13 protein-coding genes, 1 tRNA gene and 1 other RNA gene are annotated in these 16,724 nt (G+C 39.0%); 1 reads left to right on the forward strand and 14 read right to left on the reverse strand.

Features of this window, described 5'->3' with window-relative positions; all coding sequences use genetic code 11:
- Positions 1 to 2: 2 nt before the first annotated feature.
- The 12 genes from HGJ98_RS15600 to HGJ98_RS15655 form a co-directional block, all read right to left on the reverse strand.
- Positions 3 to 1,127 (reverse strand): endospore germination permease, encoded by a 1,125-nt coding sequence (locus HGJ98_RS15600; RefSeq protein WP_291352474.1) that lies wholly within the window; start codon positions 1,125 to 1,127, stop codon positions 3 to 5.
- 2 nt (positions 1,128 to 1,129) lie between these two features.
- Positions 1,130 to 2,701, reverse strand: a complete 1,572-nt coding sequence (locus HGJ98_RS15605) for a spore germination protein (protein WP_291352476.1) — start codon at positions 2,699 to 2,701, stop codon at positions 1,130 to 1,132.
- Positions 2,702 to 2,917: 216 nt separating this feature from the next.
- Positions 2,918 to 3,466 carry a CBO0543 family protein gene (locus HGJ98_RS15610; protein ID WP_291352478.1) on the reverse strand — a complete coding sequence of 183 codons (549 nt, stop codon included), beginning with the start codon at positions 3,464 to 3,466 and terminating at the stop codon, positions 2,918 to 2,920.
- Positions 3,467 to 3,538: 72 nt separating this feature from the next.
- Positions 3,539 to 4,012: a hypothetical protein gene (locus HGJ98_RS15615; protein ID WP_291352479.1), complete on the reverse strand. Its 474-nt coding sequence runs from the start codon at positions 4,010 to 4,012 to the stop codon at positions 3,539 to 3,541.
- 21 nt (positions 4,013 to 4,033) lie between these two features.
- Entirely contained in the window at positions 4,034 to 4,822 is a 789-nt protein-coding gene (locus HGJ98_RS15620; RefSeq protein ID WP_291352481.1) for a hypothetical protein, read from the reverse strand.
- A 152-nt stretch (positions 4,823 to 4,974) separates the two neighbouring features.
- Entirely contained in the window at positions 4,975 to 5,229 is a 255-nt protein-coding gene (locus tag HGJ98_RS15625) for a pro-sigmaK processing inhibitor BofA family protein (RefSeq protein ID WP_291352483.1), read from the reverse strand.
- A gap of 316 nt (positions 5,230 to 5,545) precedes the next feature.
- Positions 5,546 to 9,076, reverse strand: coding sequence for a pyruvate:ferredoxin (flavodoxin) oxidoreductase (gene nifJ / locus HGJ98_RS15630; protein WP_291352485.1), 3,531 nt, complete (start codon positions 9,074 to 9,076; stop codon positions 5,546 to 5,548).
- Between the two features lie 307 nt (positions 9,077 to 9,383).
- The gene (gene recR, locus HGJ98_RS15635; protein ID WP_291352487.1) at positions 9,384 to 9,980 is read right to left on the reverse strand and encodes a recombination mediator RecR; all 597 of its coding nucleotides are present in this window, start codon (positions 9,978 to 9,980) and stop codon (positions 9,384 to 9,386) included.
- 7 nt (positions 9,981 to 9,987) lie between these two features.
- The gene (locus tag HGJ98_RS15640) at positions 9,988 to 10,320 is read right to left on the reverse strand and encodes a YbaB/EbfC family nucleoid-associated protein (protein WP_291352489.1); all 333 of its coding nucleotides are present in this window, start codon (positions 10,318 to 10,320) and stop codon (positions 9,988 to 9,990) included.
- A gap of 93 nt (positions 10,321 to 10,413) precedes the next feature.
- Positions 10,414 to 12,072, reverse strand: coding sequence for a DNA polymerase III subunit gamma/tau (gene dnaX / locus HGJ98_RS15645; protein ID WP_291352491.1), 1,659 nt, complete (start codon positions 12,070 to 12,072; stop codon positions 10,414 to 10,416).
- 75 nt (positions 12,073 to 12,147) lie between these two features.
- An RNA gene (gene ffs, locus HGJ98_RS15650) (signal recognition particle sRNA large type) lies at positions 12,148 to 12,412 on the reverse strand.
- 116 nt (positions 12,413 to 12,528) lie between these two features.
- Positions 12,529 to 12,620, reverse strand: a tRNA-Ser gene (locus HGJ98_RS15655).
- A 246-nt stretch (positions 12,621 to 12,866) separates the two neighbouring features.
- Between HGJ98_RS15655 and speD the strand changes: the two genes are divergently transcribed.
- The gene (gene speD / locus HGJ98_RS15660; RefSeq protein WP_291352492.1) at positions 12,867 to 13,679 is read left to right on the forward strand and encodes an adenosylmethionine decarboxylase; all 813 of its coding nucleotides are present in this window, start codon (positions 12,867 to 12,869) and stop codon (positions 13,677 to 13,679) included.
- 279 nt (positions 13,680 to 13,958) lie between these two features.
- On the opposite strand, the gene HGJ98_RS15665 is transcribed toward speD, so the two are convergent.
- Both HGJ98_RS15665 and HGJ98_RS15670 read right to left on the reverse strand, forming a co-directional pair.
- Complete coding sequence (locus HGJ98_RS15665) at positions 13,959 to 14,990, reverse strand: SGNH/GDSL hydrolase family protein (protein ID WP_291352493.1); 1,032 nt, start codon at positions 14,988 to 14,990, stop codon at positions 13,959 to 13,961.
- Between the two features lie 11 nt (positions 14,991 to 15,001).
- The gene (locus HGJ98_RS15670) at positions 15,002 to 16,489 is read right to left on the reverse strand and encodes an MBOAT family O-acyltransferase (protein ID WP_291352495.1); all 1,488 of its coding nucleotides are present in this window, start codon (positions 16,487 to 16,489) and stop codon (positions 15,002 to 15,004) included.
- Positions 16,490 to 16,724: the final 235 nt, after the last annotated feature.

Here is a 16,724-nt window from a genome sequence, read left to right on the forward strand (position 1 = left end):
TGTTACCCTTTCCCTCCTGATCGGGTTTCCTTTCGTCCTATACCAACACCCTTCTTCCAGTGTGCGACACCCCAAAGTGCAGGTATCCAAATAGCTACGAAAGGCATTATTAAGTACTCGTCAACAAGTCCAATTTCCAAAATTAATGAAGGTCCTCTTACATATCTGAAGGCAATTCCTAAAAATACGACACATAGAGATAGTCTCCATTTTATTCCCTTCAAGCCAAAAACATATTCTAAACCCCAATTCGTTGCAAAAAAGAGCGAGCCAATTTTCAGAACCGCTGCGCCAAACCAAACCCCTAAAAATACAGATTCAACGCCTGCAACTGTTCGGCTTATTTCCACCATCTTCCCCAATACTAGTAAACCATAGACCAAACGAACAGTTTCCGACGGTCCAAAAACAAGGATCTGTATTATTACAATCAGCATGTCTAGGATTCCTACCATAAAAACAACTCGCCAAACTCCGCTCTTTAATTGCTTAAGCTCTTTCTTTCCTGTCGGTAGAAAAGCGATAACTCCCGCTAAGAAGATAATATAAGTCAACGGAAAGGGCATTACCTTGAATGCCCCTACTAATATCGGTTTAAATCCCTCACTCAAAATAGGTAGGAGTTCCCCTTGTTCAATTCTGGGGATCGAGAGAACAATATTTAAGAACAAGGCGATGACGATTAATGGAAAGATTACCTCGGAAAAGCGTGCGAATACTTCGATTCCAGACTGTATCAATAAAAGAACGAGTATAATTCCTCCAAGGTAGAAAACCCCTAGCGGGGTTAAAGGCATGATCGAAGCCTGATAGATATCACCCACTTGGCCTAATAACAAGCCACCCAAATAAGCGGCAACTAAAATATAAAAAGAACCTATGAGTTTTCCGATCAACTTTCCAAAGAGTGTTTCCGAAATCTGTAATAAATTATTGCTTGGATACTGTTCTAGAAGGGATAGTATCATTAAACTATAAGGGATTCCCAGTGCAAACCCAGGTAAAACACTCATCCAACCATCCCGACCGCCAACTCCAGTCACTATTGATGCCACGGGGAGAAACGTTGTACCCATAAGTACAGCCGCTCCCAAAGTTATAAATTGATGTACTGAAATTCTTTCCATTGCTACCCCTTCCCATTTGTTCGGGGTTCCTCTACGTCCATAAGTTGGGGACGTCGCTTTAAGGCCCACCAGGGAGCTCGAACGAAGGTATCCTGCAGGAAGGCCCGAATCCGCAACGGGGCTACCGGACTAGTGTAGGGCACTCCAAAGGAGCGAAGGCTTAACAAGTGGATTGCGATAGCATACAGACCCATAGCTACCCCAAAAAAGCCAAGAATACCTGCCAAAATCATAAGTGGGAATCGCATCATTCTAACCGCAAGACTCAAATCATAATAGGGGATAGCATAACTCGCTACAGCCGTCAGTCCAATGATGATAACCATCAGTGGACTGACTAAACCGGCGTTCACTGCTGCATCTCCGATAATAAGTGCCCCAACAATTCCAATCGTTTGCCCAATTGGTTTTGGTAACCGAAGCCCTGCTTCCTGTAATATTTCTAAAACCACCGTCATGGTTAAGGCCTCTAAAAGAGCCGGAAAAGGTACGCCTTGCCGCCCCGCCGATATGCTCATCAGGAGATCTGTCGGTATAATTTCCTGATGAAACGTTGTCACTGCTATATAGACGCTAGGAGCTACAACGGCAACAAAGGATCCTACATACCGTACGAAGCGAGAGAGGATTGCCGTCATGGCCCTTTGGTAATAATCTTCATTGACGCTTAAAAATTGTGTTAATATTGCTGGTACCACAAGTGTTATAGGGGTTCCGTCAAGCATAATGCCTACTTTCCCTTCCAAAAGCTTTCCAGCCAAAACATCCGGTCGCTCAGTATAAGCAACTTGTGGAAAAGGCGAATAAGGATTATCCTCAATCATTTCCTCGATATATCCGACGTCAATTACGCTATCCATCTTAATTTTACTTAATCTTAATAACACTTCAGAAACTATATCTGGACTTGCTATTTTTTCAATATAGGTTACTACAAGATCCGTATTCGACATATCTCCTAATTTTAAGGATATTATCCGCAAGGAGGGATGTTTTATCTTGCGCCGCAAAAGGGAGGTATTAACTCGAAGAGTTTCCGCAAAACCCTCATGCGGCCCTTTGACGACCGACTCCGCTATTGGTTCATTAACGCCACGATTAGCCCATCCTCTGGCACCAACAACAATGGCTTCTGTTAAACTGCCGAAAAAAATGACTGAATCACCGGATAGAATACTATCAACTGCATCTCCCATTTTGGATATCTTCTTAACTTCTATGCCAGGGATTAAGCTTTCCATTGTCTTATCGATTACATTGGCTAAGGTCACTTGGGCTAATTCCGGATGTCCCACCAAATCTACCATAAGAGGTTTTAAGACAAATTGGTCGAGAAGATTTTTATCAACCAATCCATCCACAACCACTAACATACAGGGAATACGTTCTTTTCCTTGGAGTAAAAATTCCCGAAACACAACATCGCTGCTCTTCGATAAGATTTCCTTCACCGTTTCTCCGGATAAAGGCTTATTCAGATCCTCATCAAACGAATAGGAGGGAGATTTTCGTATCTTACGTTCTCCCTTAGGACGAATGGTTAGTTCCTTAATCATCTTCATCCAACTTCCCATGCTAATCTCCCTCCAATCCAGCTTATTTTGTCCGACAACGAGTTGATTATGCACGAGTAGGGGGAATTCATGAATTACCCCTACTCGGCAAAATACTACCCCTGTCCCTTAAGACTGTGATAATTTTTATTTACACAATAAAAATAGCGTTCCTTTAATAATATTAAAGTGAACGCCACCCATCAGAAAGTAATATAATCCTCTCTAACTTCTTTTTTAACGTTTAAAATTAGAATCATTGTAGAAATAGTTTGCTCCTAGATAAATTACAATTACAAACGGAATTGAGTAGTAATGATGCCAATGGTATGGTATATATAGGCCAAGCAAAACAGAAATCGGCTGTAAGATAAGTGAGCCAAATATAGCTAACACTATAGCTTTAACAATGGGTTTAACGTTTGGCTTGTAATGAAGAAATATCATAGTTAAGACTGGTATGGCACTTAAGTCCCATGTTATGAATGGCGGTATAAGCGGCACTTCCTTGCTTGGATAGCCCCATAAACGTAAGGCCATCCCCACAACATCCAAATATGTGGCTACTATCATCGTAAAAAAACCCGCACATAGTAATCTGTAAGTATCAGGTTTTTTTCTTAAAAAGACCCAGAAGTAGACCCAGGATAGGATGATAATCGTTATCTCTATCCACCATCGCCAGGTAAAAACAATTTGATTCACCCAAGTTTCAAACAATACAGCATTGGCTTGATGTAATAAATCATTTGCTCGTTCCACACCGGGTAGGGTAAAAGCCTTCATCATAATGCTCCTTTAAAATTAATTTCATGCTATACGCCTAGAAGCAGCCAATTATGGGATTTCAAATGATTCTTATACATATACAATATCCTCCAGACTTAATCTGCTAACACCCAGTGCATTATGTCGCCAAAGAGTATCTCTAATCATATCTAACTGATGATCATCACAATTAATAATCATGACAACTTCGGTCGCCTTAAGGCTTTTCTGCCTATTATCATACTTCTTTGTGATAATTAACTTAATCATAAAACCTATACCAAAACCCACTACCATACTAATTAGTCCCCACAGAATAGGGCCCCAGGTTAGTAGAAAGCCATAAATACCTCCAAACAAACAGAACATGGTTGCTAAGATTATTGGTAAATCCAACAAACTTAAACCATCAGAAGAGTGAAGGGTGTCAAATAGTTGTTTATCTTCCCCTCGTTTATCCATCGGCACGCAAAGAATACTCTCCTTTTTTATTCCTTTCATTTGAATTGATGTAATCGCTAACTCTAAATAATTGGAGTGTTCGAACGTAGATATAATATACATTTATCCAACCTCATTCATTATTTATTTGAAAGGCATTTTAAAGAGTTCTGACTGATAATTCTTCTTTAAAAATTTCGCTTGTTCCCATTCGAATAATTTGTTGTTTTCTACAGCATTAACATAGGACTCGTATAGTGAAAACCAATAGATACAAGGAATATTTAATAACCAGTGTGTCGCTTCCGTACTTATATAAAGAGTTTTAACCAGTTCAAACTGTCCCAATAATGTAAAATGTATGGCTGGAAGCAACTTGGAAAGGTATGCCATAACTATAAACCAACTCATTGTAAACAAAGCACTTGGAATTCTATGTATATAGATTTGTCCTAATCCAGGCATTAATGCCGACCATGCAAAAGCAATCCAGGGGGTTCGTTTGTCTAAATGATTTATTTCTATAGAATTTATATTAAACATCTTAAGTTCAGCATCTTCTCTGGCTGCTAAAGTATATTGCTGATTAAGATCAACGGTAGTTCGATAGCTGTCCCAAACGGAAAAGAGATAAGTTGGGGCATAAAGCATAACCCAAGTGATATCAAGCACCTCTTTTGCCATTTCGAATCTACCTGTAAAAGAATATAAAATTGCAAGGTTGATATGTGCTTTGTAATTAATAAACACTTCCCAAATAAACAAAAGAAAACCCCTTAGGTATTTTGATAACAGCAAGTGTCCTAAGCCAGGAAATGCAAGGGACCAAAAAGCAATTATGTAAGGGTTTCTTAAATGGAGTTGGGTTGTACCCATCGTACTGATATAGGCTTTGTAACGTCTGACTGATGAATTTAATTCTGGTCTATCCATTTTATCCTCCCTTTAAGGGCAATAGGTTCCAATTCCCCGAAATGGTTGGCATAATAAAAACAAGGGAACTACTGTTAAATAGTTCCCAGTGCACACTTTCTGTATGCTCTTCTTCAGACCTTTTCCTAAATTATGTTCTTCTTATATACATTCTAAATCCCCAGCAACTGTAATACCGACAGTGCTAAAACTCCAGGAAAACCCAGTAATCCTACAATTATAATTGTAAATACATTAATCGGAATATCGAATCCGATGACACTTAGGAGTAAGTTAAAAATCCACAGTCCAACAATTCCACCTAAAATATGTATCAGAACTTTAAGAGCTACTCGGGGTTGTCCTAATGATGAACGAACAATCAACGCTAACAAGATTATAAATAGTCCTAAAAAAACAAAGGTCATGGAAATCCTCCTTTGCCTAAAGCATGGTACATAATATGCACTTAGGGACAAAGTAGAACCATTCGTTTTATCTAAATTCTGCCGTGAGAAAAACGCTACGCGTCTTTTTACTATACATGCCTTTGCTATGAAAGCAACTCAAGGGCTATGTCATCCTGAAGGAGGTACGACTGAAGGATCTTGGACCCAATATTATTTTTTCATCCCTCAATGATGCTGCTCATGCAGCATGAAAGTCTGGTACGTTGAGAAAAAGAGAGCAGGCTAAACCTGCTCTCTTCTCGGAATTTGATCTATGCTAATTGTTTACTAGTTCTTAGTCCCACTTTTGATCAGCAAGACGTTTGTATGACTCATAACGTACCTTGGCATACTTTTCAGCGCCTTCAAAGAGTTCCTCTGCACTTTCAGGGAAGGTGTTTAGCAAGGAAGAGTAGCGAACTTCGCCCATGATGAAATCGCGGAAGGACGTACTCGGCTCTTTGGAATCTAAGCTAAATGGGTTCTTACCTTGATCTATGAGGTCTGGGTTAAAGTGATATAGATGCCAGTAACCAGCGTCGACGGCTTTTTTCGCCTCTTGTACACTCTTGGTCATTCCAGCTTTAAGGCCATGATTGATACAAGGAGCATAAGCAATAATTAAGGAAGGTCCTTTGTAAGCTTCAGCCTCTTTAATCACTTTAATGGTTTGAGCCATGTTAGCACCCAACGCGATTTGTGCAACATAAACATATCCATAACTCATGGCGATCATGCCTAGGTCTTTCTTGCGAATTTTCTTACCAGCTGCAGCAAATTTAGCAACAGCTGCTCTAGGAGTGGACTTAGAGGATTGTCCTCCTGTATTAGAGTAAACCTCGGTGTCCATAACAAAGATATTTACATCGTCTCCAGAAGCTATGACATGGTCTAAGCCGCCGAATCCAATATCATAAGCCCAGCCATCTCCACCAAGAATCCATTGTGATTTTTTGATAAGATGATCCTTCTTAGCAAAAATTTCAGCAAGGACAGGGTTATCTCCAGTGTAGCCATTTAGTCCGGCAAGGATTTTAGCCGTAGCGGCTTTAGAGGCATCTGCATCATCCCATCCATTTAGCCATTCCTGGAAAGCTTCCTTTAGTTCAGCACTGATATTCATCTCTAAGGCTTGAGTCATTAAATCGAACAGTTTTTCGCGCTGTTGGCGAACTCCCAAGTACATACCATAACCGAACTCGGCATTATCTTCGAACAAGGAATTTGCCCAACTGGGTCCTTTACCTTCCTGATTCGTAGTATATGGTACGGCTGGAGCACTACCGCCCCAGATCGAGCTGCAGCCAGTAGCATTGGAGATCATCATACGATCACCAAACAGTTGGGTGATAAGTTTAACGTAGGCAGTTTCTCCACATCCTGGGCATGCACCGTTGAACTCGAGTAAAGGTTGAGCAAACTGACTACCCTTAACGGTCGTTACATCAAAGAGGTTGCTCTTGTTTTTGAGGGTTACTGCATACTCCCAATTCGCAGCCTGTTGTGCGATTTGTTCAGCTGCCGGTTTCATAACTAGAGCTTTAACTTTTGCCGGGCAAACTTCAGCACAGTTCCCGCAACCTGTACAATCCAAGGTACTCACTTGCATACGGAATTGAAGACCAGCAGCTTCTTTACCAATAGCTTTCTTACCCACGAAGGTCTCAGGAGCATTTTTTGCCTCTTCTTCGTTTATCAAGAATGGACGAATTGCTGCATGGGGACAGACATAAGAACACTGATTACATTGGATACAATTATCGATCTGCCATTCTGGTACGATAACTCCAATACCACGTTTTTCGTAAGCAGAAGTTCCTACCGGGAAGGTTCCGTCTTCACGTCCCAAGAAGGTACTTACAGGGAGGTTGTCCCCTTCAAGAGCATTCATTGGGCGAAGGATGTTCTTGACGAAATCTGGTTCTTCAACCGCTGCAGCAGCCTGAGCCTGTGCGTTGTCCCCATTTTCCCAAGCAGCTGGAACGTCTACCTTAACTAGGGAAGAAACACCCATATCGATGGCCGCTGTATTCATATCTACAATGTTTTGACCCTTTTTGCCGTAGGTTTTTACAACAGAAGCTTTTAAGTAATCGACAGCTTCTTCAACAGGAATTACGTTTGCGAGCTTAAAGAAAGCAGCTTGCATGATCATATTAATACGGGAACCAAGACCTATTTTACGAGCAATGGATACCGCATCAATGATATAAAAGTTTGCTTTTGTTTTAGCAAGGGCTTGCTTCATAGAAACCGGAAGTTTTTCATCCAGTTCCTCTGGAGTCCACTGACAATTTAAGACGAAGTTTCCGCCCTGCTTGAGTCCTTTTAAGAGATCATATTGATTCACATAGGTTTGATTATGACAAGCAATGTAATTAGCACCTGTCACATAATAGGGGGATTTAATTTGCTTTTTACCAAAACGGAGGTGGGAAACCGTAATTCCTCCAGATTTCTTACTATCGTATTGGAAATATGCTTGAGCATATAGCTGTGTGTGATCTCCAATAATCTTAATTGCTTGTTTATTCGCACCAACTGTTCCATCAGCACCGAGACCCCAGAATTTACAAGCTATTGTTCCTTCCGGAGCGGTATCAATGATTTCATCCTCTGCTAAGGACTTATTGGTAACATCATCGATAATTCCAATGGTGAAACTATCTATTGGGTTTTCAGATTTAAGGTTTTTAAAGACAGCTAGTACTTGGGATGGAGTTGTATCCTTAGATCCTAAGCCATAACGTCCACCAACAACCACTGGTTTAATATCCCTTGTATAGAAAATATCCTTAATATCTAAATAAAGAGGTTCGCCTGTGGAACCAGGTTCTTTGGTACGGTCAAGAACCGCAATACTCTTAACAGTTTTTGGCAATACCTTGAAGAAGTAATCACTTGAAAAAGGACGGTATAAGTGAACTTTAACAACCCCAACCTTTTCCCCTTTTGCGACCAAGTAATCAATGGTTTCCTCGATGGTGTCACAGATCGAGCCCATGGCCACAATGACATACTCTGCATCTTCTGCTCCATAGTATTGGAAAGGATGATATTCCCGGCCAGTAAGCTTTTTATATTCTTGCATGTAGTGTTCAACCATGTCCGGAATTGCATCATAAAAACGATTAGAAGCTTCCCTGCCTTGGAAGTACACATCTGGATTTTGGGCCGTACCACGAAGGACTGGACGTTCAGGATTCAATGCATTATCGCGGAAAGCTTTTACAGCATCCATATCTAAAAGTTTCCCAACCTCTTCGTATTCTGGAACTTCAATCTTTTGAATTTCATGAGAGGTACGGAATCCGTCAAAGAAATGCAGGAAAGGTACTCTAGATTTCACGGAAGCGAGGTGGGCGATAAAACCTAAATCTAAGGCTTCTTGCACATTATGAGAGGACAGTTGGGCAAATCCCGTTGCACGTACGGACATTACGTCTTGATGGTCACCAAAAATAGATAGTGCATGGGTTGCTAAAGCACGTGCGCTGACATGGAACACGCAGGGCAACAGTTCTCCTGCAATTTTATACATGTTAGGAATCATGAGAAGTAAGCCTTGGGAAGCTGTGTAAGTAGTGGTTAAAGCTCCTGCCTGCAGGGAACCATGTACTGCTCCAGCAGCACCAGCCTCAGATTGCATTTCAACAACCTTAACGGTTTGACCAAAAATGTTTTTCCTTCCATGAGCAGCCCATTCGTCAACTAATTCGGCCATTGTTGAGGATGGAGTGATGGGAAAAATTGTTGCAACTTCAGTAAACGCGTATGAAGCGTGAGCTGCCGCCTCATTCCCATCCATGGTTTTCATTTTTGCCATAATTTTTTTCCTCCTAATCATGTGATAAATTTAATTTTCTGGTAACATATTTAAGTCCATTACTTATGACTTATCCCTATTTCAATTCCACGGATTAAGCTAAGGAAGAGAAAACTGGGTCATAAAAGATTGAATTTTATGAAATAGCCATAAAAACGTGCTGAGGGAACATATCCAGTTCATGCTGAATAGTCCCCCGTTTGACATAGTATATCTTTAATTTTTATACCGGTCAATAATAAAATCTATATAGATCATGTTTTGTTTTTCACAAATAAAAAATATTCAGAAACGCAATTTTTTATAGTTATAGGTCTCTTCTGCCTTCTAATGCCCGAGCAATGGTAACCTCATCAGCATATTCTAAATCTCCACCTACGGGCAAACCATGAGCTATACGGGAGACTCTTATCCCCATAGGCTTTAGTAGGCGCGCCAAATACAAAGCAGTTGCTTCCCCTTCCACAGTAGGATTCATGGCCATAACAACTTCTTTTATACCATCTAATCGTTTTAAAAGTTGATTGATGGTCAGATTCTCGGGCCCAATGCCATCCATTGGGGAAAGAACACCGTGCAGTACATGGTAGACTCCTTTAAATTCCCTGGTTTTTTCCAGAGATACTACGTCTCTGGGGTGCTCAACAACGCAAAGAGCTGTCTGATCTCTTTGCGTATTATGGCAAATTGCGCAAGGGTCTTGATCTGTAAAGTTTGAACATATAGAACACTTCTTGATATCTCGATTAGCTACAATAATCGCTTTTGCTAAATCCTCAGAAACTTGAGGCTGCTGCAAAAGGTAAAAGGCCAGCCGTCCAGCTGTTTTAGGTCCAATTCCAGGTAAACGTGCTAAGCTGCTAATAAGATCCCCTAAGGGCTGTGGGTATCTCAAAAAATCCATAGATCACCTAGAACAATCCGGGGATTTTTAAACCACCGGTCAGTTTACCCATTTCATTGCTGGTCATTTCTTGTGCTTTTCTTATTCCTTCGTTTAACGCTGCCTTAATCAAATCCTCCAGCATTTCAACATCCTCAGGATCGACTGCTTCCGGCTTGATCTTCAAGTCAACTAATTCCATTTTTCCGCTGACAACAACTTGAACCATTCCTCCACCGGAAGAAGCATCCACAGTTTTGCTCTGGAGTTCTTCTTGCATTTTAGCCATATCTTCTTGCATTTTTTGAGCTTGTTTCAACATTTGGCTCATATTGCCGCCCATACCTTTAAAACCTGCCATTTTTAAAACACTTCCTATCTTTTTATCTAGTCATATGGTCCTTACTTCTACAAGTAAGAGTGGTTTCCCTTTACTATGCCATAAAAGTAATGGTCAGTCTTTTACAACGACACGATCAGCTCCAAACATGTCTTTGGTTTTATTGACCAAATCTTGTTCTTGCTTTTCTATGGCTTGATTCTCTGGATCTTCTAAAGCTTTAAATTCATTTTCCATAACATTTTGGAGAGTTAAGGAAATACCAAATAATTGTTTTAGTACATCTTCAATGGTCTGCCGATTTTCTGATTGATTGACTTTATCCTTATGAAACGAACAGCCTTCACGGAAAAGAATTGTCAAGGTGTTTCCTTCAAGGAGAGCTGGTTTCCCTTCCATTAGAAAGGCTTGAGTTGACTTTTTACGTTTTTTAACCTGGTCCATAACATCATTCCAGCGTGCCAGGATACCCTCTAAGTTTAAATTAGATTTGTTTGCTATAGTCCTGCTCTCTGTCCTTTTATTGTCCCCTAAATCGTTTGTTTTATCGACTGGTTTTGTATTATTTACCTTATTTATTCTAGTAGGAGAGTTCTCTTTAGGAGCCTCTTTACTAAGCACAGGGGCACCCTGAAGCTGTTGTTCAACTATAGATAAACGTTTCAGGATTTCTTCCTGGCTGTTGTTTGTTTCCTGTTGACTTTCATGGATGGTCTTGATCAATAAGAGTTCAGCTGCTAATCGAGCATTAGATGCATATTTAAGCTGCCCTTCTCCTTGTAATAAAATAGAAATCCAGCGTAAAATCCGGGAAATACCGATTTGTTTAGTCTGCTTGATCAGACGATCCTGAATATGGGGCGCTACCATAGGCGTTTCTCCTGTTGCTACAGTTAGCAACATTTGTCGCAAATAATCTAAGAGCTCCCTAATAATCTGCCGTGGGTCTCGTCCTTGTTGGATGCCCTCGGACAAAAAATTTAAACATTTCCCATATTCAGCCGAAGTAATTTCATCAACTAGCTGGGAACTATAGGTTTCACCAACCATACCCAGCACTAGGTATACCTCTTCAACTCCGATAGGATCATCCTGTAAAAGACATTGATCTAAAATACTTAGGGCATCTCGGAGTCCGCCTTCAGACTTCTGAGCAATTACCGCTAAAGCACCAGGATTAACCTCTCGCTTTAAAAAAGTGCACACTTCTTTAAGTCGATTTTGAATATCCTCGACTGAGATTCGATGGAATTCAAAGCGTTGTACACGAGAAAGAATAGTTAAAGGTATCTTTTGTACCTCAGTCGTTGCTAGAATAAAAACAACCTGAGGAGGAGGTTCCTCTAAAGTCTTAAGTAAAGCATTAAAGGCCTCTGTCGTCAGCATATGTACTTCATCAATAATATAAACCTTATGTTTCCCTTGTATCGAGCTTAATTTTATGTTTTCACGTAAATCTCGAATTTCGTTAATGCCGCGATTTGAAGCTGCATCAATTTCAAATACCTCCATGGCTGAGCCTTGGTCAATACCGATACAGGAAGAGCAATAATTGCAGGGTTCCTCACCCTCTCGTTGTTCGCAATTTAAGGCTTTTGCCAGAATTTTTGCAGCCGTCGTTTTACCAGTACCTCTCGGGCCACTGAATAGGTAGGCATGCGCAATCCTCTTTTGTTTTAGAGCATTGAGCAGGGTTTTAGTAATATGATCCTGTCCAACTATATCTCCAAACCTTTTTGGACGCCATTCACGATAAAGCGCTAAATAAGCCATGCCATACTTCCACCCTCGATAAATAGTATATACCAAAAAAGATGGTACAAGACCACCTTTATCTCATTATAATAGCCGTACACCCTTGATCGAACCATCGCCTCCAAACGTTACCTTGCTCGGCAACTCGATTCAGGCAACCTTACGGCACACAAAACGCTCTCCTTAGTGCTGCTTCCGTCAAGATCTGACACGGTTCGAAGTGTTCTGTTGCGTAAGACCAAAATCTCATCGCTGCCTCACAAGGACAGCTTCACAGGCGTGGGCCTTTCGCGGGAATTCCACCTTGCTAGAGCGGACTGCAAGTTACAGGGAACCGCTACCTCCCCATCTAGTACGGCTAAATCAATTATAGCAAAATATATAAAACTTGGCTAGCGCCTGAGTTTCCAGAAAATTACACTACCTAGCTAGTAAAAAAGCCGAAGTTAATACTTTGGCTCAAAACTTTCAAAATGGCGGAGAGAGAGGGATTTGAACCCTCGACACCGGTTGCCCAATGTACCCGCTTTCCAGGCGGGCGCCTTCGACCACTCAGCCACCTCTCCAGTGTTACGCAAACTACAAAACATAATGTAATTTGACGAATTTAGTGAACAAGAGAGATTATATCGCAAATAAACAGGCACGTCAATAGTTTAATTGATGTAAATATATGTATTATTGCCGTATAGTCGATTTTCCCTCAATCTCTTCTATATCTTCTAGATAATTTGATAGCATTGAATATTTTCTTCTTAAATATCGTACAGTATCCTTGTATCTGTTTATAGGCGGATTTTGGAGGAGAAACAATGGAAATAAAACAACTTAAAGAACTAAAATTATACGGATTTAATAACCTTACAAAAACCCTCAGCTTTAATATGTATGATATCTGTTATGCCAAATCATCAGAGCATCGACAAGACTATATTCAATACATTGATGAAGAATACAATTCTGATCGTTTAGCAAGAATTCTAACAGAAGTATCCAATATAATTGGTGCACATATTTTGAATATTGCTAAACAGGATTACGATCCACAAGGGGCTAGTGTTACAATGCTTGTTTCAGAAGAACAAGAACATATCAAAGAAGCCATCTCAGTGGATAAAAATGAGCCCTCTAGCCCCTCTGCAGTTGTTGCCCACCTTGATAAAAGCCATATAACCGTCCATACATACCCTGAAAGCCATCCTAATAAAGGGATCAGTACCTTTAGGGCAGATATTGACGTCTCAACTTGTGGTAGGATTTCTCCACTGACAGCACTTAATTATCTATTAACGAGTTTTTCTTCAGATATTGCCATCATTGACTATAGAATCAGAGGCTTTACCCGTGATTTAGATGGTAGAAAGTTTTTTATTGACCATAAAATTAATTCCATACAAAATTATATAGCTAAAGAACAAAAGGAACTTTATCAAATGATTGATGTTAATGTCTATCAGGAAAATATTTTCCACACAAAAATGATCTTAAAAGACTTTAATCTAGATAACTATTTATTTGGTACGGCAAAAAATGAACTCTCTCCGAACGAAAAGAAACGAATTAAACAACGATTAACAAAAGAGATGGCAGAAATATTTCATGGGAGGAACATTCCAAGATTATGACTTAAACTAAAGATAAAGAAAACTGGCTGGCGCTGCAGTATATAACACAAGTTTCTGACAGTTAAGAAAAAGCGAGGGGCCTTCAATATTTTTTGAAACCCTCGCTTTTATTTGTGTTTAAGTAATTAAATTTTGGGGTCATCGATTTCTAACGCTAAATTGCCTGGCTTGAACAAACGTTCATCGCCAATAGTTACTGCTATGGTCATTTTTGTGGTATTGTTTATGAACAGGAGTTTAAATATTATACCCAATTTCTACTAGAAGGGTTTAGCTTCTTCATTTGTCTGAGATTGATGCTGCTTGGGAATGCCTATAATCAATATTCCACTGTGCATATTTCTCGTCACTACGATGATCTATTAAGTCATAGTTTTCTTTTAGAAATTCTCCAAATTTCACAGTCATTTTATTAGCACCCCAAATATTTAAGTGACTTGAGTTGTTCATATCGGATTTAAAATCAAACCCTAATTCATCCAACTTATCGTTATAATTAATAAAAGGAATATCATTATCTTCAGCAATCTCTGCTACTCTATTAAACATTTTAGCGGGCTCTTTTACCCAGTTTGTTGAACCACTCGTGCTGTTATAATCATAAGGGATGTTTATAAATATTAACTTGAATCCAATTTCCCGAGATAGATCAATGATTTTAGTGAGATATTCCTCCGTTTTTGGTGGAAGGTCTATTGTTCCTGTTGTAGAAGCTTCACTAATAATATCTTTTCCATATTTATCTGTTCCAGCATCAAATCCTTTAGCAAAATAGCTCTCAGAGGTGTCATAAAGAAAATCCCGAACGGTTAGTTCCTTCCAGCGATCATGATACTTAATAATTGGTATTAAATAACTCTCCCAATCACGTCGAGGTGTGCAATTTATGACGGCATCAAGTTTATTTTTTGATAATCTCAAGTTATCAAGTGCATTTCTAACATATCCTTCATCACCGTATTCGTCTCTTAAACCTAAATAATATAGATCAACTACGACAATCGGCTTATTGTGATTCTTCAAAACTTCCTTTATCAAATAATAAGTAACATCAATTGGCTGACCACCGGTTGCGTAATTAAAGCTTGTAATACCCTCTTGATGCCATAACACATTTGGATCAATCCCACCGTTCATATGACTTGAACCCATTAATACCACATCATAAGCATTTCCAGTATGTTTATATAGACCCTCGATAAGCTTACTTCGATGGCCTGTCTTAATAATAAATATTGAATTTAATGTAGAAACAACTATCAATAATAGAATTAGAAAAATGAATCCCTTAATAATTCCTTTTCTGAGCACAGAAAATCCTCCTAGAATTGGAAATAAATAAATTGCTCAGGATCATATCCTGGCCCGTACATGCCAAATATAAGGATAATGGCGATAGCAGTTAAATATACAGACCATCTCACCACAATATTAAGCCTAGACAATTCAGATCGCAGATTTCTGGTCAGTTGCAACCTGTTAACACCTATAAGAATACCAATACTCAAAATAGAAAGAATCAAATCTTTAGAGGCTAAACCCAATTTATAAATCGATCCATCAAAAAAGACCTCAGGATTAAAGTAAACTATATTTTGGATTATAATAAGAGCACTCGTAAAAGAACCCGCTCTAAAAAATATCCAGGCAAAATTAACAAGAGCGAAGGTTACCAATACCTGATAAAGCTTATACGAAAAATGATGTGTATCAATTTTAAAAATTTTTATGATAGCTCCCCTGATAGGCTTGAGTAGGTCACCGATTACTTGATAAATTCCGTGCAGCGCTCCCCAAATAATAAAATTGAACGTCGCACCGTGCCACAAACCTGATACTAGAAAGACAACTAAGATATTAAAATAATATCTTAGCCTAGTACGCCTATTACCACCTAAAGGAATGTACAGATAATCCATAAACCATGCCCCTAATGTGATATGCCAGCGTCGCCAAAACTCTTTAATTGATTTTGAAAAATATGGACTCTTAAAGTTAAGGGATAACCTGAAACCCATAACCTCTGCTGCACCTCTGGCAATATCCGAATAAGCAGAGAAATCGCAATAGATTTGAAAAGCAAAAAACACAGTCGCTAAAGCGATTTCAAATCCCCTATAGTCACTAGGGTTGTTGTAAACAGTATTAACTAAAATTGCTAATCGATCGGCAATGACCATCTTTTGTATTAGTCCCCAGCATATCAATAATAAACCATTTTTTACTCGTTCATAATTAAACGTGTGCTTCTCATCAAATTGATGCAGCAAATTCTTTGACTTTTCAATAGGACCAGCGACTAATTGAGGGAAAAATGAAACGAATAAAGCATATTTTCCTAAATTCTTCTCAGCCTTTATATCCCGCCTAAAAACATCAATAGTATAGCTGAGAGCTTGAAACGTATAAAAAGATATTCCAATTGGAAGTAAATAATCAAACGATGGCAGATAGATTGGATTATTAAAATAATTAAAAATCCTTTCAATACTACTACTAAAAAAATTAAAGTATTTGAACATAAATAGAATTGACAAGTTAATCGTAAAGCTTAAAAACACCCACAACTTTTTTAGTTGCAAGGATTTTTTCCCATCGGATAATTTATTTGCTTTATCTATTAACAAACCACTAAGATATGTTACTATTGTTGATATAGCCATAAGTATTGCATACTTTGGATTCCAACACATGTAAAAATAATAACTTGAAATTAAAAGCCAAACCCATCTGACCTTATGATTTAGTGCATAATAAACAAAAGTTACAATTATAAAAAACAATAGGAATTCTATTGAATTAAATGACAACCAAAGTACCCCCATTTACACTGATTAAATTCCTTAGTTTGAATCACAATCAATGTGAAGATTATACTTAGAACAAAGATGAATAATCATACTATTGATAGTATTGGGTAATTTAAAGAAAATAAAACACAGATTGGATTTCATTTGTTCCTTAGCCACTTTTCAGAACACATCATGTCTAATTGCATAAAGAAAACTTGGCTGGCGCCAAGCCTCCGGCGAGGCGGCAGCCTTA

Origin of the sequence: Desulfosporosinus sp. (assembly GCF_014237355.1) — a bacterium.
Lineage (GTDB): Bacteria > Bacillota > Desulfitobacteriia > Desulfitobacteriales > Desulfitobacteriaceae > Desulfosporosinus.